General features: G+C 74.4%; 14 protein-coding genes and 3 pseudogenes. 10 read left to right on the plus strand and 7 right to left on the minus strand.

The genetic code is table 11. From position 1 onward, the window contains the following. Positions 1–1,001 (plus strand): sensor histidine kinase (locus ABD981_RS00285; protein WP_345527255.1); only part of this gene is annotated, 1,001 nt, incomplete at its 5' end. 111 nt (positions 1,002–1,112) lie between these two features. Then, positions 1,113–2,527, plus strand: a pseudogene (locus ABD981_RS00290) (DEAD/DEAH box helicase). Between the two features lie 371 nt (positions 2,528–2,898). Here the strand turns inward: ABD981_RS00290 and ABD981_RS00295 are convergent. Then, a complete protein-coding gene (locus tag ABD981_RS00295; RefSeq protein WP_345527259.1) occupies positions 2,899–4,341 on the minus strand; it encodes a hypothetical protein in 1,443 nt (480 codons plus the stop codon). Positions 4,342–4,864: 523 nt separating this feature from the next. Between ABD981_RS00295 and ABD981_RS00300 the strand changes: the two genes are divergently transcribed. Next, the gene (locus tag ABD981_RS00300; protein WP_345527261.1) at positions 4,865–5,731 is read left to right on the plus strand and encodes an LCP family protein; all 867 of its coding nucleotides are present in this window, start codon (positions 4,865–4,867) and stop codon (positions 5,729–5,731) included. Positions 5,732–5,765: 34 nt separating this feature from the next. Here ABD981_RS00300 and ABD981_RS00305 read toward each other — a convergent pair. From ABD981_RS00305 to ABD981_RS00325, 5 genes and pseudogenes are all read right to left on the minus strand, one after another. Then, a pseudogene (locus ABD981_RS00305) lies at positions 5,766–6,798 on the minus strand (ABC transporter ATP-binding protein). Continuing rightward, positions 6,795–7,898, minus strand: a pseudogene (locus ABD981_RS00310) (ABC transporter ATP-binding protein); the annotation flags it as partial. The pseudogenes ABD981_RS00310 and ABD981_RS00305, both read right to left, overlap by 4 nt. Then, entirely contained in the window at positions 7,832–8,818 is a 987-nt protein-coding gene (locus tag ABD981_RS00315) for an ABC transporter permease (RefSeq protein WP_046910603.1), read from the minus strand. The pseudogene ABD981_RS00310 and the gene ABD981_RS00315, both read right to left, overlap by 67 nt. Further along, a complete protein-coding gene (locus ABD981_RS00320) occupies positions 8,815–9,747 on the minus strand; it encodes an ABC transporter permease (RefSeq protein ID WP_046910604.1) in 933 nt (310 codons plus the stop codon). Before ABD981_RS00320 ends, ABD981_RS00315 begins: the two co-directional genes overlap by 4 nt. Positions 9,748–9,761: 14 nt before the next feature. Further along, positions 9,762–11,522: an ABC transporter substrate-binding protein gene (locus ABD981_RS00325; RefSeq protein WP_205628264.1), complete on the minus strand. Its 1,761-nt coding sequence runs from the start codon at positions 11,520–11,522 to the stop codon at positions 9,762–9,764. A gap of 162 nt (positions 11,523–11,684) precedes the next feature. Here ABD981_RS00325 and ABD981_RS00330 point away from each other — a divergent pair, with 162 nt between their 5' ends. The 4 genes from ABD981_RS00330 to ABD981_RS00345 all read left to right on the plus strand — a co-directional run bounded on the left by ABD981_RS00330 (position 11,685) and on the right by ABD981_RS00345 (position 16,171). Then, complete coding sequence (locus ABD981_RS00330) at positions 11,685–13,052, plus strand: aldehyde dehydrogenase family protein (RefSeq protein ID WP_046910606.1); 1,368 nt, start codon at positions 11,685–11,687, stop codon at positions 13,050–13,052. A gap of 218 nt (positions 13,053–13,270) precedes the next feature. Further along, positions 13,271–14,542: an alpha/beta fold hydrolase gene (locus ABD981_RS00335; RefSeq protein ID WP_046910607.1), complete on the plus strand. Its 1,272-nt coding sequence runs from the start codon at positions 13,271–13,273 to the stop codon at positions 14,540–14,542. A gap of 91 nt (positions 14,543–14,633) precedes the next feature. After that, positions 14,634–15,500, plus strand: coding sequence for an NmrA family NAD(P)-binding protein (locus ABD981_RS00340; RefSeq protein ID WP_046910608.1), 867 nt, complete (start codon positions 14,634–14,636; stop codon positions 15,498–15,500). Between the two features lie 44 nt (positions 15,501–15,544). Continuing rightward, positions 15,545–16,171 carry an alpha-ketoglutarate-dependent dioxygenase AlkB gene (locus ABD981_RS00345; protein WP_046910609.1) on the plus strand — a complete coding sequence of 209 codons (627 nt, stop codon included), beginning with the start codon at positions 15,545–15,547 and terminating at the stop codon, positions 16,169–16,171. 25 nt (positions 16,172–16,196) lie between these two features. On the opposite strand, the gene ABD981_RS00350 is transcribed toward ABD981_RS00345, so the two are convergent. Then, positions 16,197–16,886, minus strand: a complete 690-nt coding sequence (locus ABD981_RS00350) for a DUF4232 domain-containing protein (RefSeq protein ID WP_131723923.1) — start codon at positions 16,884–16,886, stop codon at positions 16,197–16,199. Positions 16,887–17,085: 199 nt separating this feature from the next. On the opposite strand from ABD981_RS00350, the gene ABD981_RS00355 reads away from it, so the two are divergent. From ABD981_RS00355 to ABD981_RS00365, 3 genes are all read left to right on the plus strand, one after another. After that, positions 17,086–17,475: a VOC family protein gene (locus ABD981_RS00355; protein ID WP_046910612.1), complete on the plus strand. Its 390-nt coding sequence runs from the start codon at positions 17,086–17,088 to the stop codon at positions 17,473–17,475. A gap of 181 nt (positions 17,476–17,656) precedes the next feature. Continuing rightward, positions 17,657–18,253 carry an isochorismatase family protein gene (locus tag ABD981_RS00360; RefSeq protein WP_046910613.1) on the plus strand — a complete coding sequence of 199 codons (597 nt, stop codon included), beginning with the start codon at positions 17,657–17,659 and terminating at the stop codon, positions 18,251–18,253. Positions 18,254–18,374: 121 nt separating this feature from the next. Then, a complete protein-coding gene (locus tag ABD981_RS00365; protein ID WP_123954981.1) occupies positions 18,375–19,394 on the plus strand; it encodes an AraC-like ligand-binding domain-containing protein in 1,020 nt (339 codons plus the stop codon). Positions 19,395–19,454 lie beyond the last annotated feature (60 nt).

Below are 19,454 nucleotides of genomic sequence, written 5' to 3' on the forward strand. Positions count from 1 at the left end.
GCATCAGCCACGCCGGCAGCTCCCAGGACATCCCCGCCACGCTCTGCGCCACCGTGGTCGAGACGCTCCGCCTGCCCGCGGCCTCCCTGGCCGTGCACACCCGCGCCGGGGCCCGGGTGCTCGCCCGGGTCGGCTCGCTCGGCGACCACCCGCACCACTTCGACATGCTCCACCAGGGCGCCGTCGTCGGCCGGCTCTCCGTCGGCCTGCGCGAGGGGGAGGCGGAGCTGGACCGGCAGGACGGCCTCATCCTCTCCTCCCTCGCCAGCCAGGCCGCGCCCGCCGTCGCCTCCCTGCGGCTCCAGGAGGAGCTGCGCAGCAGCCGCGAGCAGATCGTCACCGCGCGCGAGGAGGAACGGCGTCGGCTGCGCCGCGACATCCACGACGGCCTCGGCCCCGCCCTCGCCGGACTGCGCCTGCGCGTCGAGAACGCCACCGCCCGGCTGCCCGCCGAGGACACCCTGCGCGAGGCGCTGCGCGCCGTCTCCGACGACCTTGGCATGGCCATCAAGGAGGTACGCCGGATCACCGACCGGCTCGGCCCCGCACCCCTCGGCGAACTGGGCCTCGACGGCGCCGTCCGCCAGCTCGCCGCCGCCTTCGACGGCGCCCGGCTGTCCGTGGCCGCCGTCTTCGCCCCCACCAGGCTGCCCCCGCTCCCGGCCGCGGTGGAGGTCGCCGCGTACCGGATCGCGGCCGAGGCGCTCAACAACGTCGTCCGGCACGCCCGCGCGAGCCGGGCCGAGATCCGGCTGGAGGCCGACGCCGAGGCGCTCACCGTCACCGTCGAGGACGACGGCACCGGTTTCGGGCGCGGCGCGGACCACCGCGGGGTGGGGCTGCGCTCCATGGCCGAACGGGCCGCGGAGATCGGCGGCCGGTGCACGGTCGAGTCCTTCGTGCACGCGGGGCGCGGCACCCGGGTCCGCGCGGTGCTGCCCCGGTCGACGGTCGGCTCGGCACCGGCGCCCTTCCCGGCCTCGTCCCTGGAGAGCCGCTAGGCCCGTTCCTCCGGACCAGGCCGGGCCCGGCCCGTCGCGATTCGGCCGCCCCCTCCCCGCCGTGCTTTCCTTGGTGGACACCCGACCGAAGAAGGCAACGCATCCATGCCCATGAACCGCTCGGCCCGTACGGGAGATCCCACCGGCCTCGCCGACCTCTCCGGCACCGGCGTCCCGCCGCTCCCGGCCGCGGAGAGCTTCGACGCCATGGAGCTGCCCGAGGCGGTCCTGACGACGCTGGCCGCCCAGGGCGTCACCACCCCCGTTCCCCATCCAGTCCGCCGCCCTGCCCAGCGCCCTCGCCGGCCGCGACGTGCTCGGCCGCGGCCCGCACCGGCTCGGGCAAGACGCTCGCCTTCGGGCTCGCGCTCCTCACCCGCACCGCGGGCCGCCGCGCCGCCGCCAAGAAGCCGCTCGCGCTGGTGCTCGTACCGACGCGTGAGCTGGCCCAGCAGGTGACCGAGGCGCTCGCGCCCTACGCGCGGGCCCTGGAGCTTCGGCTCGCCACCGTCGTCGGCGGACTGCAGGCGGGCCGCCAGGCCGGCGAGCTGCGGGCCGGCGCCGAGGTCCTCATCGCCACCCCCGGGCGCCTCAAGGACCTGGTCGAGCGCCGGGACTGCCGGCTCGACCAGGTGGCGGTCACGGTCCTCGACGAGGCCGACCAGATGGCCGACATGGGATTCCTTCCGCAGGTGACGGAACTGCTCGACCAGGTGCCGGCCGACGGCCAGCGGATGCTGTTCTCGGCCACCCTGGACCAGGACGTCGAGACCCTGGTCCACCGCTACCTCCGGGACCCGGTCGTCCACGCGGCCGACCCGGCCGAGGACTCCGCCCCCGACGCCGAGCACCACGTGCTCCGCGTCCACGGCGGCGACAAGTTCGCCGTCGCCGGCGAGATCGCCGCCCGCGACGGGCGGGTGCTCATGTTCCTGCACACCAAGGCCTCCGTCGACCGCTTCACCCGGCAGCTCGTCGACAGCGGCGTGAAGGCCGCCGCGCTGCACGGCGACAAGTCCCAGCCCCAGCGCACCGCCACCCTGGAGAAGTTCCGGACCGGCGCGGTCACCGTCCTCGTGGCGACCAACGTCGCCGCCCGCGGCCTGCACATCGACGACCTCGACCTCGTCGTCAACGTCGACCCGCCCACCGACCCCAAGGACTACCTCCACCGCGCCGGCCGCACGGCCCGCGCCGGGGCCTCCGGCAGCGTCGTCACCCTGGCCCTGCCCGACCAGCGCAAGGACCTGGCCCGGCTCCTCACCGAGGCGGGCGTCCGCTCCCGCACCACCGACGTCCGCCCCGGAGCGCCCGAGCTGCGCCGGATCACCGGCGCGAAGACCCCGCCCGCCACCCCCGGCGGCGCGTCCGGCGACCGCGACCGGCGCGGCGCCGCCTTCCGCGGCATCGGCACCGTCCCCGGCAAACCCGGCCGCACCAAGAACGAGTCCCGCAAGACCGCCGACGCGCGGCGCGCGGCCGAGGCCCGCAAGGCCGCCCGCGTGCGCCGGGGCGGCGGCTCGTAACGGAGGCCCGCCCGCGCACGACGAGGCGCCCGTCGCCCCCTGGGGGGGCGACGGGCGCCGTGGGTCACGTGTCCGCGGTGATCCCGTCGGACTCTAAGGCGGGCATCCGGGGCAACTCCGGTCCGTGCACGTGGGCTTGTGGCCGGGGCGGGCGGTGCCGGTTCCCGCGTCCCCGCGGGCGTACCTCGAACCGAAGAGCAGGGCGCTCACGAGGGCCGCGAGAGCAAGCACCGATCCCATGATCTTGCGCTTCATCGTGTTCTCTTCCTGGAGTCCTCCGCTGGTGCGGATTCCTGTTCCATGCTGACCTCGGCGGTGTCCCGGGCGCATGAGGCGCCTGACCCACCCCGGGCCCCCTTCGCCGGGCCGCCTCACAGCGAGACCGTCCGGCGGCCGAGGACCGGGAGCTCCGCCGGGCTCTTCGCCCGCACCGCCGGGGGAGCCGGCGGACGGACGGCCACCCCGTACTCCTCCCGCCACAGCTCGAACACCGCCAGGGCCCAGACGGTCCCCGCGAGCCGCTCCGACGGGCGGGTGAGCTGCGCGGCGAGCAGCCGCTCGACCGCCCGCCAGGAGAGCAGCCCCGAGGATCGCAGCCGGGCCGGGGACAGCAGCTCCCGGACCAGGTCGGTCAGCGCCCCGCCCGGGACCAGCAGGTCCGAGACCCGCTGCCGGGCGTCGGCCGGGACCCGGACCCCCGCACCGCCCAGGTGGGCCGTGCGGCGCAGCCCCCGCACCGGCCGCAGCTCCTCCCTCTCGAAGGCGCTCAGGACCGCCCGCCGCGGGCGGAGCGCCGCCGCCTCGCCGAGCCGCGCGGTCAGGGCCCGGGACGCGTCGCCCCGCTCGGCGAGGTACGCCCGGTAGGCGGTGCTGTAGAGCCGCGACCGGCCCACGGCGCCGACCGGGGCGAGGCCCTCCGCGTAACGGCCGAGCCAGTCCTCGGCGGGGTCGGCCACGGCCGCCTCCACCCGGCGCCGCCCGGCGGCGGCCTCGACGGCGAGATCACCCGCCGCCGGGTCCGCAGCGCGCTCCGGACCGTACCGGGCGTACGCGGTGAGCGCGCCCGGATCGGCCTCGGGCTGGCCCAGCCGCCACAGCAGCGCGGGCAGCAGCGTCGCCAGGTCCCGCGCCCGGCGCCGGTCGAGCGGGTCGTCCAGGGGGTCGCCCGCCGGGCGGTCCGCCGGGTCGTCCCCGGGGCCGGGCACGGCGCCCGCGACCGCGCCGGCGGCCAGGGCCGGGAGGTCCCGGTCCGGCATCCCCGGCGCGGGGACCCGCCGGGCACCGGGCGACTCGCGCCGGACCAGCCGGGGCGCGTGCCCGCGTTCGCACACGGCCGTCGTGCCCGGCGGCAGCACCCGTACGCCCTCGATCAGCGTGGCCCCGCCCAGCGCGGCGCCCGTCGTCAGATAGGCGTCGAGGCCGGGCGTCCACAGCGCGGGCGGGTCCGGCAACAGCGCGAGCAGCGCCGGGACCTCCGTCGCGAAGGACAGCACCTCGCGGGTGGCGTTCCAGTGGTAGTACAGCGGCACCGCGCCCGCCTCGTCGGCGGCGAGCACCAGGACCGGCGTGCCGCGCGTGTCGACGACCGCCGCCGCGTACGCGCCGCGCAGCTGCTCGGCGAAGCCCGCCCCGTCCGCCTCGAAGGCGGCCCGCAGCAGCGCCGCGTGGTTCCGTTCGGCGACCGGGCGGCCCCCGGCCTCGATCCGGCTCAGCAGGGGCAGCCGCACGTCGACCGCTCCGGCGAGCACCGCGGCCACGCCGCCCCGGCCGTCCGCCCGCCCCCCGGCGAGCGCCCAGCCCCGGCCCCGCAGCACCCGGGCCTCGCCTTCCTCCCCACGGCCCGAGGCGCCGCGCAGGACGTACGGCGCGGTGTCGGTGCCGAACCGGCCCAGAAGACCGAGGGGTCCGTGCCATGGTGATCACGACTTTCCACGTGGGAGGGGTTCCGGTGGTCCCGGAGTTCCCGTCGTCCGGGCCGGGGCCCCGACGACACCTCCACGCTCGGCCGCCCGCCGTCCCGTCCGCACGGGACCGGAGCCCGGTCCCGCTCCCATCCGGTTCCCGGGACCGCTCGCGCGGCCCGCCGATCTTCGGCATCCTGGTGGCCGGAAGTACGCCCCGTACGGGGCGAGTCGGCGGGGCCAGCGGAGGGGGAGCCGTACCGGATGAGCGCGTCAGCGGAGGCCGAGGGCGGAATACGCGAACAGGGAAAGCGGCGTGGCCGGCGACGGCCCAGGGCGAGGACGGTGCTGCTGACCGCCCTCACGCTGCTGGTGGGGGCGATCCTGCTCACCGCCGGCGTGGGGGTACTGGGCCTATGAGCACTACACGGGCCGGGTGCAGCGGATCCCGCAGACCTTCCCGACGAACGCGCCGGTTCCCGCCGCCTCCAAGGGTGGCCGGAACTTCCTCCTGGTCGGGCTCGACTCCCGCTCGGACGTCCCCACCACCGGCAGCGACGCGAAGGGCTCGCTCTGGAAGTACGGGGACCAGCGCAGCGACGCCATGATGCTGGTCCACATCCCGGCCGACCACTCCGCCGCGTACGTCGTCTCGCTGCCCCGGGACTCCTGGGTCGACATCCCCGGCCGGGGCCGCGCCAAGCTCAACGCGGCCTTCTCCTGGGGCGGCCCGCCGCTCCTCATCGACACCGTGCAACGCCTCACCGACGTGCGGGTGGACCACTTCGCGGTCATCGACTGGAATGGTTTCCGCAAGCTCACCGACGCCGTGGGCGGGGTCGACATCCTGATGTCCGACGGCGAGCGCCGGCACATGAACGGCGAGCAGGCCCTGGACTACGTCGGCGAGCGCAAGAGCCTGCCCAACGGCGACTTCGACCGCACCCACCGGCAGCAGAACTACCTGCGCACGGTGCTGGAGAAGGTGATGACCTCCGCGTCGCTCAAGGACCCGCTCCAGCTCAAGCGGACCCTGGACCTCTTCACCGAGACCGTCAGCGTCGACGAGCGATTCGGCGACGACGAGATGCGCGAGCTGGTCTGGAACATGCGCGAGGTCCGGGCCGGCGACATGACCTTCATGAACGCCCCCGTGAAGGGGACCGGGACGGTGAAGGGCCAGTCGGTCGTGCACCTCGACCCGGCCCGCGGCGCCGCCCTGTGGAAGGCGTACCGGGACGACACGGTCGGGACGTACGTGGAGACCCATCCCGTCGACCGCCTCCGGCCCGCCACCAACTGACCCACCCCCGGGGGCCGGCGCCGCGCGCTCCGGATCAGACGGGTCCGTCCGTCTCCGGGAAGTGGCAGGCCACCTCCCTCGGTTCCCCCGCGGCGATGCTGCGCAGCGGGGGAGCCTCCACCCTGCAGACGGCCTGCGCCTTCGGGCAGCGCGGATGGAAGGTGCACCCCGGCGGGGGCGCGGCCGGGCTCGGCGGGTCGCCGAGCAGGGTGATCCGCTCCCGGCTCCGCTCGGCCGCCGGGTCGGGCAGTGGCACGGGCCGAGAGCAGCGCCCGGGTGTAGGGGTGCGCGGGGGCCTCGTACACCCGGTCCTTCGCGCCGATCTCCACGATCCGGCCCAGGTACATCACGGCGACCCGGTCGCAGACCCGCTTCACCACCGACAGGTCGTGGGCGATGAAGAGGTAGGCGAGGCCCAGTTCGGCCTGGAGCCGTTCCATCAGGTTGACGATCTGCGCCTGCACCGACACGTCGAGGGCCGACACCGGCTCGTCCGCCACCACCAGCCGCGGTCCGGTGGCCAGCGCGCGGGCGATGCCGATGCGCTGCGCCTGGCCGCCGGAGAACTCGTGCGGAAAGCGGTCGGCGTGCTCGGGGATCAGCCCCACGAGCTCCATCAGCTCCTGCGCCCGGGCGCGGGCGTCGGCCGCCGAACTGCCCTGCACCAGCAGCGGATCGGCGATGATCCGGGCCACCGACTGGCGGGGGTTGAGCGAGGAGTGCGGGTCCTGGAAGACCATCTGGATCTCGCGCCGCAGCGGCTTGAGCGCCCGCTGCGAGAGATGGGTGACGTCCCGGCCCGCGTAGGTGACGGAGCCCGAGGTCGGCTCCAGGAGCCGCACGATCATGCGGCCGGTGGTCGACTTGCCGCAGCCGGACTCGCCGACCAGGCCCAGGGTCTCGCCCTCGGCCAGGTCGAAGCCGACGCCGTCGACGGCCCGCACGGGCGCCGAACGGCGGCGGCCCGGGAAGGCCATGGTCAGGTCCCGCACCCGCAGCAGCGGCGGCGGGCCGGCGGGATCGGGCGCGGGCGCCGGGTGCGGCACGGCCGCGTGGGCGGTGGTCATGATTCGACCCCTTCGTACGGGGAGGGCGCGGACGCCACGGATGCCGGGGACGCGGGGAAGTGGCAGGCGGTGACGTGTCCTTCGGTGCCGGCGAGCCGGGGGCGCTCGCTCGCGCAGCGCTCCCGTTCCTCCGCGGTGCCGGCGGCGGCCCGGGCGCAGCGCGGTGCGAAGGCGCAGCCCGGTGCCGGTTCGAGCAGGGAGGGCGGGGAGCCCGGGATCGCCCGCAGCGGGGCGTCGTCGCGGTCGTCGAGCCGGGGCAGCGAGTCGAGCAGCCCCCGGGTGTAGGGGTGCGTGGGCTCGGCGAACAGGGCGTCCACCGGGGCCTGTTCGGCCGCCCGCCCGCCGTACATGACCAGGACCTCGTGGGCGACCCGGGCGACCACGCCCAGATCGTGCGTGATCATGACGACGGAGAGCCGCCGTTCCCGCTGGAGCCGGACCAGCAGGTCGAGGATCTGCGCCTGCACGGTGACGTCGAGCGCGGTGGTCGGCTCGTCGGCGATGAGCAGGTCCGGTTCGCAGACCAGCGCCATCGCGATCATCACCCGCTGGCGCATGCCGCCGGAGAACTGGTGCGGGTACTCGCCCGCCCGGCGCTTCGGCTCCGGGATGCCGACCTCGGCGAGCGCCTCGACGGCCCGGGCGCGGGCGGTGGCCCGCCGGGAGCCGAAGTGCACCCGGTGGTGCTCGGCGATCTGCTCGCCGACCGTGTAGTAGGGGTGCAGGCTGGACAGCGGGTCCTGGAAGACCATCGCCATCCGCCGGCCGCGCAGCCGGTTGAGCTCGCGCTCCGGCAGGCCGACCAGCTCGCGCCCGTCGAGCACGACGGAGCCGGAGACCTCGGCGCCGGTGTGCAGGCCCATCACGGCGAGCGAGGTCACGGACTTGCCGGAGCCGGACTCGCCGACGATGCCGAGGGTGCGCCCGTGCGGCACGTCGAAGGAGAGGGAGTCCACGGCCCGGACGGGGCCGCGCGGGGTCGGGAAGGTGACCGTGAGGTCGCGGACCCGCAGCAGGGGTTCCGGTGCGGCCATCAGTACCTCACTCGCGGGTCGACGACGGCGTACAGCAGGTCGACGCACAGGTTGGCGACGACGATGAAGGTGGCGGCGAGCAGGGTCACCCCGAGGATGACCGGCTGGTCGCCGGTGGTGAGGGCGCCGTAGAAGAGGCGCCCGATGCCGGGGAGTCCGAAGAGGGACTCGGTGATGACGGCGCCCGCGAGGAGCCCGCCGAGGTCCATGCCGAAGATGGTGAGGACCGGGGTCATGCCGGCCCGCAGGCCGTGCTTGACGACGACCGTGCGGCGCGGCAGGCCCTTGGCGCGGGCGGTGCGGATGTACGGCTCCGCCATCGACTCGATCATCGAACCGCGGCTCTGCCGGGCGTACATGGCCGCGTAGAGCACGGCCAGTGCCAGCCAGGGCAGCAGCAGGTTGGACGCCCAGGACAGCGGGTCCTCGGTGAACGCCGTGTACTGCGGATAGGGCAGCAGTCCGGTGAGCCGGATGAACCCGTAGATGAGCAGCACCGAGGTGAAGTAGACCGGCAGGGAGGCGGCGGCGACCGCGCCGACCATGAGCGCCCGGTCGGTGAGGGTGTCCTTGCGGAGCGCGGCCGTGACCCCGGCGGACAGGCCGAGGAGCAGCCACAGCACGGCGGCCCCGACGGCGAGCGAGGCGGAGACCGGCAGCCGGTCGACGAGCAGGTCCCAGACGGCCTCGCTGTTCTCGTAGGAGTAGCCGAGGCAGGGGAACTCGCAGTTCAGGGCGTACCGGCCGCTGCCCATGGTGCGGCCGGTGAAGATGCCGGTGACGAAGTCGGCGAACTGCCGCCACAGCGGGGCGTCCAGGCCCATGTGGGCGCGGATCGCCTCCAGGCGCTCGTCGCTGCAGGACTTGCCGCAGGCCGCGGCGGCCGGGTCGGAGGGCAGCACGTAGAAGATGACGAAGGTGACGGCGGCGATCGCGAGGAGGACGCCGACCACCCCGAGCAGCCGACGGCCGAGGTAGAGGATCACGAACGGCCCCCTCGCGGGTCGAGGATGTCGCGCAGGGCGTCGCCGAGGAGGGTGAACGCGAGCACGGTGAGGAAGAGGCAGACGCTGGGGACGAGGAAGTACATCGGGTCGGTGTCGTAGTAGGCGACGCTCTCCGCGATCATCTGCCCCCAGGACGGGGTCGGCGGGCGGACCCCGACGCCGAGGTAGCTGAGGGCGGCCTCGGTGGCGATCATGCCGGGGATCATCAGCGTGGTGTACGCGATGATCGGCCCGGCGACGCCCGGGAGGATGTCGCGGGCGAGGATCCGCCAGGGGCCGGAGCCGCCGACGCGGGCCGCGTCGACGTACTCGCGGTGCTTGAGCGAGAGGGTCTGGCCCCGGACCACCCGGGCCACGCCGGGCCAGCCGAACAACCCGATGACCAGGATCATCAGGAGGGTCCGGTCGACGTCCCGGGCCACCGACATCATCGCGATCATGAAGATGAGGGAGGGGAAGGACATGGTGAGGTCCATCAGCCGGGACAGCACCGTGTCGGTGCGGCCCCCGAAGTAGCCGGCGGCGATGCCGGCGGCGGTGCCCGCCACCACGACGATCGCGGTGGCGGCGAAGGCGATGAGCAGCGAGACCTGGGCGCCGTGCACGACCCGGGCGAACAGGTCGCGCCCGGTGATCGGTTCGACCCCGAGCCAGTGCTCGGCGGAGACCCCGCCGAGCGGCCCGATCGGCTGTCCGCCGAGGTAGGGGTCGACGGCGGACTTGTCGAACTCCTCGGGGCCCCAGCCGCCGAGCGCGCTGATCAGCGGCGCGGCGACGGTCATCAGGGCGAAGAGGGCGACGACGGCGACGGAGGCCTGCAGCGAGGGGCGGCGGCGGAGTTCCGCGCGGACCGTCCGCCAGGCCCCGCCGCCCCGGGAGACGGGAGGGGAGGTGGTGGTGAGCGTCATCGGAGGGGCGTCCTTCAGTGCGCGCTCTTCGCCGGGTCCTTGAGACCGACGGTCGCGTAGTCGAGCTGACCGCTCCAGGAGGTGTGTCCGAAGGCGCCGGCGACGTTGGTGCCGATGAGGAGGGTGCGGCGCTTCGAGGCGCCGGGGGCGACCGGGGCCTTGGCCAGGATCTGCCCGTCGAGCTCCTGCCACGCCTTGTTGGCCTGGGCGCCGTCCGACATGGCGGCGATCTCGTCCATCCGCTTCATGGTGGCCTCGTCCTTGAAGAGCGAGTGGTTGCCGGAGTTGCCCTTCACCTTGATGAAGCGCCCGTCGAAGACGAAGGGGAGGAAGGTGGAGCCGGACGGGTAGTCGGGACACCAGCCGGTGTAGACGAGGTCCGTGCGGTTCTTCGTGTCGCCGATGGTGTCGTAGAAGGCGGACGGGTCGACGGTCTCGATGGTCACCTTGATGCCGGCCCGGCCCAGCGACTCCTGGATGGCCTCGCCGATGCGCTTGTCGTTCATGGAGACGGTGAGGCGGGTGGAGAGGCCGTCGGCCTTCCCGGCCTCCTTGAGCAGCCGCTTGGCCTTCTCGGGGTCGCCGGAGAGCGGGATCTTCAGGGTGTCGGGCTGCTTGCCGCCGGTGAAGAGGGCGCCGGGCATGACGGCGGTGGAGGCGTCGACGACGGCCGGGCCGCCGGCGGCGGTGACGATCGCCTCCCGGTCGAGGGCGTACTGCACGGCCTGCCGCACCTTCGGGTCGTCGAAGGGGGCGCGGCCGGTGTGCATCTGGACCATCTCGGTGCAGCTGCTGGACTCGGCGAGCAGCCGGGCCTTCACCTCGGCCTTGGTGAGCACCTTGGAGATGGACTCGGGGCGGAGCTGGGCCCAGGAGACGGCGGAGGCGTCGGTTCCGGAGGAGGCGATCAGCCGGTCGTCGATCTGGTTGCCCTTGAGGCCCATGGTGACGACGATCCGGTCCGGGTAGGCCTTGCGGACGGCGTCGGACTTCGGGTCCCAGTGGGTGTTGCGGACCAGGACGAGCTGCTTGTCGCGGGCGTAGCTCTCGACCTTGTACGGGCCGGAGGAGAACGGCCGGTTGTCGTACTGGGGGCCCTTGTCGCGGGCCTGCGGCACGGGCGCGAAGGTCGGGAGGGTGGCGGCGAAGGGGAACTCGGCGAAGGGCTTGTGGAGTTCGAAGACGATCGTCCGGGCGTCCGGGGTCTTCACGGAGTCCAGGTGCTTCCCCTCGGCGGGGCCCCGGTAGTCCTTGCCGCCGACGAGGTAGCGGGCGGCGTAGTCGGGGCCGCCGGGAAGGTCGGGGGAGAAGGACCGCTCGACGTTGTGCTTGACGTCCTGGGCGGTGATCGGGGTGCCGTCCTCGTACTTCAGCCCGGGCTTGAGGCGGAAGGTCCAGGTCCTGGCGCCGTTGGAGGGGGTGCCGAGGTCCTCGGCGAGGTCCGGGACCAGCTCGCTGCCCTGGGCGCCGGGCTCCGCCTTGTAGGTGACCAGGGTGCGGTAGAGCAGCCGGGTGCCGAAGTCCATGTCGGGCATGACCCAGTTGCGCGCCGGGTCGAGGTGGGTGAAGTCCTGGTTGGACAGCACGGTGAGGGTGCCGCCCCTGACCGGGGTGCCGCCCACGACCTGGCCGTTGGTGCCCGTCGCCGGGTTGGCGCCGCGGTGTCCGCCGCTCCCCGCGGTGCCGCCTCCGCCCGCGCCGGAACAGCCGGTCGCACCGAGGGTGAGGGCCGCCAGCAGGGCGGCGGCGAGGGCGTTTCGGGTGTGCTTGTCCATCAGGGGTCACTCCGGGAGGAGAGGGCGGACAGCCGCCGGGAGCTCGCCCGCGGCTGGAATGTGACCCGTAACATAGTAATGTGAAATTGTACTGCGCAAGCCCTTGAACGTCCTGAACCCGCGCAGCCCCCAACCCCCCGCCCTCTCCGGAAGGTTCGCCCCGTGACCCTCATCTCCCGCAACCCGGCCGACCCCGACGACGTCCTCGTCCGGCTCACCGCACCCGGCGCCTTCGCCGCCGCCGACGCCGTCGAACGGGCCCGCACCGCCCAGGCCGCCTGGGCGGACGCCGGCGCCGCCGCCCGCTCGGCCGCCCTCGGCGCGGTCGCCGACGCCGTCGACGCCGCCGCGGCCGAACTCGCCGCCCTCGCCGTACGGGAGGTCGGCAAGCCGCTCGCCGAGGCCCGGGCCGAGGTCGCCCGCACCGCGGCGATCTGGCGCTACTACGCCCAGGCCCCCTACGCACCCACCGGCGCCGTCCACGAGACGGCCGCCGGCCCCGGACTGCTGCTGACCCGCCGCCGCCCGCACGGCGTCGCCGGGCTCATCACCCCCTGGAACTTCCCCTTCGCCATCCCCACCTGGAAGGCGGCCCCCGCCCTCGCGGCCGGCAACGCCGTCGTCCTCAAGCCCGCCCCCGAGGCCACCGCCTGCGCCCAGCGGCTCGCCGAGCTCGTCGAACAGGCCCTTCCCGATGGGGTGTTCACCCTCGTCCCGGGCGGCGCCACCGAGGGCGGCGCCCTCGTCTCCGCCGCCGACGTCGTCTCCTTCACCGGCTCCTCGGGCGTCGGCCGCTCCGTCGTGCGCAGCGCCACCGCCCGCGGCATCCCGGTCCAGGCCGAGATGGGCGGACTCAACGCGGCCCTCGTCCTCCCGGACGCCGACTTCGGCCTCGCCGCCGCCCACATCGCCGCCTCCATCGCCGGCTACGCGGGCCAGAAGTGCACCGCCACCAGCCGGGTCATCGCCGTCGGCGCCGCCCTCGATCCGCTGCGCGAGGCGCTCACCGAGGCGCTCCGGGCCGTCCCCGTCGGCGACCCCGCCGCCGACGGCACCGTCTGCGGTCCGCTGATCACCGAGAACGCCCGCGCCGAGGTCGCCTCCGCCTGGCGCGACCTCCCCGTCCTGGCCGGCGGCAGCGTGCCCGACGGGCCCGGCTGGTACGCGGCCCCGACCCTCGTCGAGAAGGTCGCCCCCGGCCACCGGCTGCTCCGCGAGGAGGTCTTCGGCCCGGTCGCCGCCCTGCTCACCGCCGGCGACCTCGACCACGCCGTACGGCTCACCAACGCGGCCCGCTACGGCCTCGTCACCTCGGTCCACACCGCCGACCTGAGCGCCGCGCTGCACGGCCTCGACCGGCTCGACACCGGCATGGTCCGGGTCAACGCCCCCTCCACCGGCGTCGACTTCCACCTGCCCTTCGGCGGCTCCAAGGCCTCCAGCTTCGGCCCGCGCGAACAGGGCCAGGCCGCCCTGGACTTCTACACCTCCTCCCGCACCTACACCCTGTCGCCGGCCCGCGTGCTCTGAGCCGGGAGTTCACCCGGCCCCGGCTGCCGGCCCCCGTCCTGGGCCGCCCGCCTTGGGCCGACCGCCCCCGGCGCCCCGCCCGGCTCCGTGTCCCGTCGGCCTCCCGCCGGTCCGTCCCCTGCTGACGGCTCCCGGCTCCCGGCCCCGCCGTCCTCGGCGCCCCCGTCGTCCATGCCGCCCGTCCCCATCCCCGTCCGCCCGTCATCGGAAAGGACCCCATGCACCCCGCGTACGCGACCACCGACCACGTCTTCGAGGTCCCGCTCGACCACGACGCCCCCGACGGCCCCACCCTCCGGGTCTTCGCCCGCGAGGTCGTCGACCCCGCCCGGGCCGCCGAGCCGCTGCCCTGGCTGCTCTACCTCCAGGGCGGACCGGGCGGCAAGTCCCCCCGGCCGACGCACGGTTCGCCGGGCTGGCTGGACCAGGCCCTGAAGACCCACCGGGTCCTGCTGCTCGACCAGCGCGGCACCGGGCGCTCCACCCCCGTCACCGCCCGCACCGCCGCACGCTTCGCCTCCCCGGCCGGGCTCGCCGGACACCTCGCCCACTTCCGCGCCGACGCCATCGTCCGCGACGCCGAACTGATCCGCCGCCGGCTCTGCGGCGACACCCCGTGGGACACCCTCGGTCAGAGCTACGGCGGCTTCGTCACCCTCACGTACCTCTCGTACGCGCCCGAGGGGCTGCGTTCCTGCCACGTCACCGGCGGCCTGCCCGGGCTCACCGCCACCGCCGACGACGTCTACGCCCACACCTCCCCGCGCGTCCGCGACCGCGTCCTCGACCTCTACGCCCGCTACCCCGGGGACGCCGCCCGGCTCCGCGAGATCGCCGCCCTGCTCGCCGCGACCGACGTGCGGCTGCCCGGCGGCGACCGGCTCACCGTCCGGCGGCTGCGCAGCCTCGGCCTCGCCCTCGGCATGGGCGACGGCTTCGAACGGCTCCACTGGCTGCTCGACGAGGCCCTGGACGAGAGCGGCGACGGCGGCCTGACCGACACCTTCCTCCACCAGGTCGCCGCCCTCACCGGCTTCACCGACAACCCGCTCTTCGCCGTGCTGCACGAGTCCATCTACGCCCAGGGCGCCGGACCGACCGCCTGGGCCGCCGTCCGGGCGCTCGCCGCCCTCCCGGAGTTCGCCGAGGACGCCGACCCGCTGCTGCTCACCGGCGAGTCGATCCACCCCTGGATGTTCGAGGAGATCGGCGGCCTGCGCCCGTTCGCCGAGGCCGCCGAACTGCTCGCCCGGCGCGCCGACTGGCCCCCGCTCTACGACCTCGCGCGGCTCGCCGCCAACGAGGTCCCGCTGGCCGCCGTCGTCTACCACGACGACATGTACGTGGACGCCGGCATCTCGCTCGGCACGGTCCGGGCGATCGGCGCCGCCCGCGCCTGGGTCACCAACGAGTGGGAGCACGACGGCGTCAGCGCCTCCGGCGGCCGGGTCCTCGCCCGGCTGATGGACATGACCGCCGGGCGCGCGTAAGGCGTGCGGCGCCGCCGCGGCCGGGGTCGAATGGGACGGGGACCCGACGCGGCCCCGCCACGGCAGCGGCACGGCGAAAGGGCAGGACGACATGACGGAACTCATCGCGGTCACCGGAGCGACCGGACGCGTCGGCAGGCGCGTGACCCGGCGCCTCGCCGAGGCGGGCGCGCCGGTGCGGGCGCTCGGGCGCGACCCGGAGAAGCTCGCCGCGCTGCCGGCCGGCGACACCCGCACGGCCTCCTACGACGACGCCGCCGCGATGCGCGCGGCGCTCGACGGCACGGCCACCCTGTTCCTGGTCTCCGCCCACGAGGGGCCCGGCCGGGTCAGGACCCACGCCACCGCCGTGGACGCGGCCGTCGCCGCCGGGGTGCGCCGGGTGGTCTACCTCTCGTACCTCGGCGCCGCCCCGCACGCCACCTTCACGTACGCCCGCGACCACTGGTACACCGAGCAGCACATCCGCTCCACCGGCGTCCGCCACACCTTCCTGCGCGACAGCGCCTACCAGGCCGACCTGGCGGCGATGACCGGCGCCGACGGGATCCTGCGGGGCCCCGCGGGCGACGGCCGGGTCGCCGCCGTCACCCACGACGACATCGCCGACTCGGCCGCCGCGGTCCTCCTCGGCACCGACGCCCACGACGGCGCCACCTACGACATGACCGGCCCCGAGGCCCTCTCCTTCGCCGAGATCGCCGAGGCCCTCGCCCGGGCCGCCGGCCGGCCGGTCGCCTACGTCCCCGAGACCCGCGACGAGGCCTTCGCCTCCCGGGCCGGCTACGGCGCCCCGGACTGGGAGGTCGAGGGCTGGGTCACCTCGTACGAGGCGGTGGCCACCGGCGAGATGGACACCGTCTCCGACGCCGTCCGCACCCTGACGGGACACCCGCCCCAGGCGTTCGCGGACTTCCTGGCGGCGAACCCGCGGGTCTACCGGCACCTCACCGCCTGACCCCTATTCGGTCACTTGTTCGGTTCCTGGTCTAGGCTGGACCCATGACCGGCCTCCAGGGATCCCTCTTCGACCAGGGTGACGACATCGGACCCGGCCCGCTGGACGGCCTCCGGCGGACCGTGCTCGGCGACGGCGCCTGGATCGACCACCTGCCCGGCTGGCTGCACGGCGCCGACGCGCTCTTCGAGGAGCTGGCCGGGAGCGTGCCGTGGCAGGCCGAGGAGCGGGCCATGTACGACAGCGTCGTCGCCGTGCCCCGGCTCCTCGCGTACTACCGCGAGGGCGCCCCGCTCCCGCACCCCGCGCTCGTCGAGGTCCGCGAGCGGCTCGGTGCCCACTACGCGCCCGAGCTCGGCGAGCCCTTCGTCACCGCCGGGCTCTGCCTCTACCGCGACGGCCGCGACAGCGTCGCCTGGCACGGCGACCGGACCGGCCGCTCCGCCACCCGGGACACGATGGTCGCGATCCTCTCGCTCGGCGACCCCCGCGACCTCGCCCTCCGCCCCCGCGGCGGCGGCCCGACGGCGCTGCGGCTGCCGCTCGGCCACGGCGACCTGGTGGTCATGGGCGGCTCCTGCCAGCGCACCTGGGAGCACGCGGTCCCCAAGACGAGCCGCGCGGTCGGCCCCCGCATCAGCGTCCAGTACCGCACCCGGGGCGTCCGCTGACCGTGCCGGGCGCGGAACCGGGGGCCTACAGGCTGAGCGCGTCCTCGGCGTTGTCCATCCAGGCCGTCACCGAGTTCTTGTCGGGGGCGACGTACAGGCCGGGCGTCGAGGCCTTGAGGGGCTTCTGGGCCAGGTCGGACTCGGTGTCCATGGTCATCGCGATCGAGTCGACCGTCGCGCCCGCCTTGCCGGTGTGGGGGCCGCCCATGAGGCCGGCGTAGGCGGACGCGCCCGGCTCCAGCCGGATGGAGTCCTCCAGGGAGGGCGCCGTGCCCCGCTGGATCGCCGACCCGCCGAGGGAGCCGAAGGTCACGATCGGGTGGCCGAGCACCCGGCACGGCTTGGCGGTCTTGTTGGTGATCTTCAGCAGGTAGCTGCCGGTCGTCTTCTCGGCCAGGCTCGCCGAGAAGGTCAGGTCGAACGTGCTGCACGGGAAGACGTCGTAGTCGGGGTCGGTCGTGGGCTTCACCGTCTTCGTCGCCGTCGGCGCCGCGGTCCCGGTGGGGGACGTGCTCTCCGAGGGCGTCGTGGTGACCGTCGGCGACGAGCTCTCCGTCGGGGTCGCGGGGCCCGTGGACGCCGAGGTCGTCGGGCTCGCGGGAGTGGCGCCCGCGCCGCCCGCGGCGTCGTCGCCGGAGGGCCCGCAGGCCGTCAGGACGAGGGCGGCGGAGAGGGCGGCGGTGGCGAGGGTGGCTCTGCGGACGGTGGTGCTCATGACGGTGCCCCCGAGGTGAGAAACGTGACGCGACGTGCGTTCGGCTGGAAAGAGCATCCCGTGGAACCTTCACGATTCGGTGACGACGCCTTCTCGACTCCACCACAGTGGCCGCCCCGGCCGCGTCCGCCCTCCGCGGGCCCCGCCCTTGATAGACAGGTGACGCACCGACACCACCCCACACGACCGGAGAGCACCCATGCGGATCCACCTGACCAGCGTCTTCGTCGACGACCAGGACAAGGCCCTGCGCTTCTACACCGAGGTGCTGGGCTTCGTGAAGAAGACCGAAGTGCCTCTCGGGGAGTTCCGCTGGCTGACCGTCGTCTCGCCCGAGGCCCCCGACGGCACCGAACTGCTCCTGGAGCCCGACGTCCACCGGGCCGTCGGACCCTACAAGGAGGCCCTCGTGGCGGACGGCATCCCGGCCGCCGCGTTCGCCGTGGACGACGTGCGGGCCGAGTACGAGCGGCTGCGCGGGCTCGGGGTGCGGTTCACCCAGGAGCCGGTGGAGATGGGCCCGGTGACGATCGCCGTGCTCGACGACACCTGCGGCAACCTGATCCAGATCGTGCACAGTGAGTCGTGACCGAATGGGTACAAAGATCGTTTACCGGTCATGAACCTCACCGTCCGTGCCCTCACCGCACTCGCTCATGACGTGGACGTGCCCGACGTCGACCTCGGCGGCGTCGAGGCGCTCGGCGGCTGAGCCGTATCACCCCGAGCCCCACCCCCAGTTGAGCACCCACAAGAACCGAGGAGGTCCGATGACGGGCCGCGCGCTGATCGTCGTCGATGTGCAGAAGGACTTCTGCGAAGGAGGGAAGGTCCCCGTCAAGGGCGGTGCCGAACAGGCCCGCGTGATCGGCGAACTCGTCAAGGAGCAGGCCGGCGACCGCTACGTGCGGGTGGTGGCCACCCGTGACCACCACATCGACCCCGGGGACCACTTCTCGGACGAGCCCGACTTCGAGAACTCCTTCCCCGAGCACGCCGTGGCGGGCACCGAAGGCTGTGAGTTCCACCAGCACTTCGAGCCCGTCGTGGCCTCCGGGGCGGTCGACGAGGTCTTCTTCAAGGGCGCCCACTCCGCCTCGAAGAGCGGCTTCGAAGGGGCGACCGCCGGCGGCGCCGGACTCGCCGACTGGCTGCGCTCGCACGGCGTCGACACCGTGGACGTGGTCGGCATCGCCACCGACCACTGCGTGAAGGCGACCGCCCTCGACGGCGTCCGCGCCGGATTCGACGTGCGCGTCCTGCTCGACTACACGGCGGGCGTCGCCCACGACAGCACCACCCGGGCCCTCGACGAGATGCGGCTCGCGGGAGTGGAACTGACGGGCACCCCCGTGGTCCACGCCTGACGGCTCCGGACGGATCCACGTCGTTGCGCGCTAGGGTCATGGCCCTTGCTTCACCTAGCGTGGTCCCGATCTCGCAGGACAAGGAACGGGAAGCAAGGGGGTGTTCGAGATGTGGGCGCAGGTGAGCTCCGCCGCTGTGCCGGCGGGGGACCGGTTCGAGTGGTTCTCCGATCTCGTCACGCGTGAACTGGCGCCGATAGCGATCAGGCCGGAAAGCGGCGATCCCTTCCAGGGGGACGCGGCATTGCTCGACCTGGGCCGCACGCAGGTGTCCTCCTACTCGTACACCCCCTTACGCTCGCGACGGACGCCCGCGCTCATCCGGCAGAGCGACCCCGAGCAGTACCACCTGGCGCTCGTGACCCGCGGCACCACCTGGTTCTCCCAGCAGCGGGCCGAATCCGTGCAGTCGGTGGGCGACATGGTGCTGTGGGACACCTCCCGCCCCTTCGAGTCGGGCACCACCGGGGGCACCGAGCCGATCGGGGCCATCGTCGTCCAAGTGCCCAAAGCGGCCCTGCCGTTGCGGGCGGACCGGATCGACCGGCTGCTCGCCCGGAGCATCTCGGCGGACAGCGGCATGGGCGCCGTCCTGGCCGACTTCCTCCGCTCGGTCGCCGCCCACGGCCCCGAGTGCGCCCCGCACGAGCGCAGCCGCCTCGACCAGGTCACCCTCGACCTCTTCTCCGCGTGCCTCGCCACCCACCTCGACGTCTGCGGGCAACTCCCCGGAGAGGCCCGCGCCGAGGCGCTGCTCGCGCGGATCGACGCCTTCATCGACCACAACCTCGGCGACCCGGAGCTGACCCCGGGCGCCATCGCCGCCCACCACCACATCTCGGTGCGCCGGCTCCACCAGCTCTTCGCCGGCCAGGACGAGACCGTCGCCGTCTCCATACGCCGCCGCCGGCTGGAACGCTGCCGTGCCGACCTGGCCCGCCCCGATCTCGCCGGGCAGCCCGTCCACGTGATCGCCGCCCGCTGGGGCTACCCCAACGCGGCCGTCTTCAGCCGGGCCTTCCGCGGGGCCTACGGCACGAGCCCCACGGACTACCGTGGCCAGGCCGTTCAGCGCTGGCGTGCACGCAGTGTCAAGGGAGCGTGCACGGACGGACAAGGCCCGAACGGACCCCGGTCATAACCTCGTGACGCACGGTCGCCGCACGCTTCCCAGCGGCGGTCCGACCCCGTACGCGAGTGA

This window comes from Streptomyces showdoensis (genome assembly GCF_039535475.1).
Taxonomy (GTDB): domain Bacteria; phylum Actinomycetota; class Actinomycetes; order Streptomycetales; family Streptomycetaceae; genus Streptomyces; species Streptomyces showdoensis.

Excerpts from the sequence above, each read along its gene's own strand:
- ABD981_RS00320 (WP_046910604.1), bottom strand. The coding sequence starts at position 9,747 with ATGACGCTCACCACCACCTCCCCTCCCGTCTCCCGGGGCGGCGGGGCC.
- ABD981_RS00325 (WP_205628264.1), bottom strand. The coding sequence starts at position 11,522 with ATGGACAAGCACACCCGAAACGCCCTCGCCGCCGCCCTGCTGGCGGCC.
- ABD981_RS00335 (WP_046910607.1), top strand. The coding sequence starts at position 13,271 with ATGCACCCCGCGTACGCGACCACCGACCACGTCTTCGAGGTCCCGCTC.
- ABD981_RS00340 (WP_046910608.1), top strand. The coding sequence starts at position 14,634 with ATGACGGAACTCATCGCGGTCACCGGAGCGACCGGACGCGTCGGCAGG.
- ABD981_RS00345 (WP_046910609.1), top strand. The coding sequence starts at position 15,545 with ATGACCGGCCTCCAGGGATCCCTCTTCGACCAGGGTGACGACATCGGA.
- ABD981_RS00350 (WP_131723923.1), bottom strand. The coding sequence starts at position 16,886 with ATGAGCACCACCGTCCGCAGAGCCACCCTCGCCACCGCCGCCCTCTCC.
- ABD981_RS00355 (WP_046910612.1), top strand. The coding sequence starts at position 17,086 with ATGCGGATCCACCTGACCAGCGTCTTCGTCGACGACCAGGACAAGGCC.
- ABD981_RS00360 (WP_046910613.1), top strand. The coding sequence starts at position 17,657 with ATGACGGGCCGCGCGCTGATCGTCGTCGATGTGCAGAAGGACTTCTGC.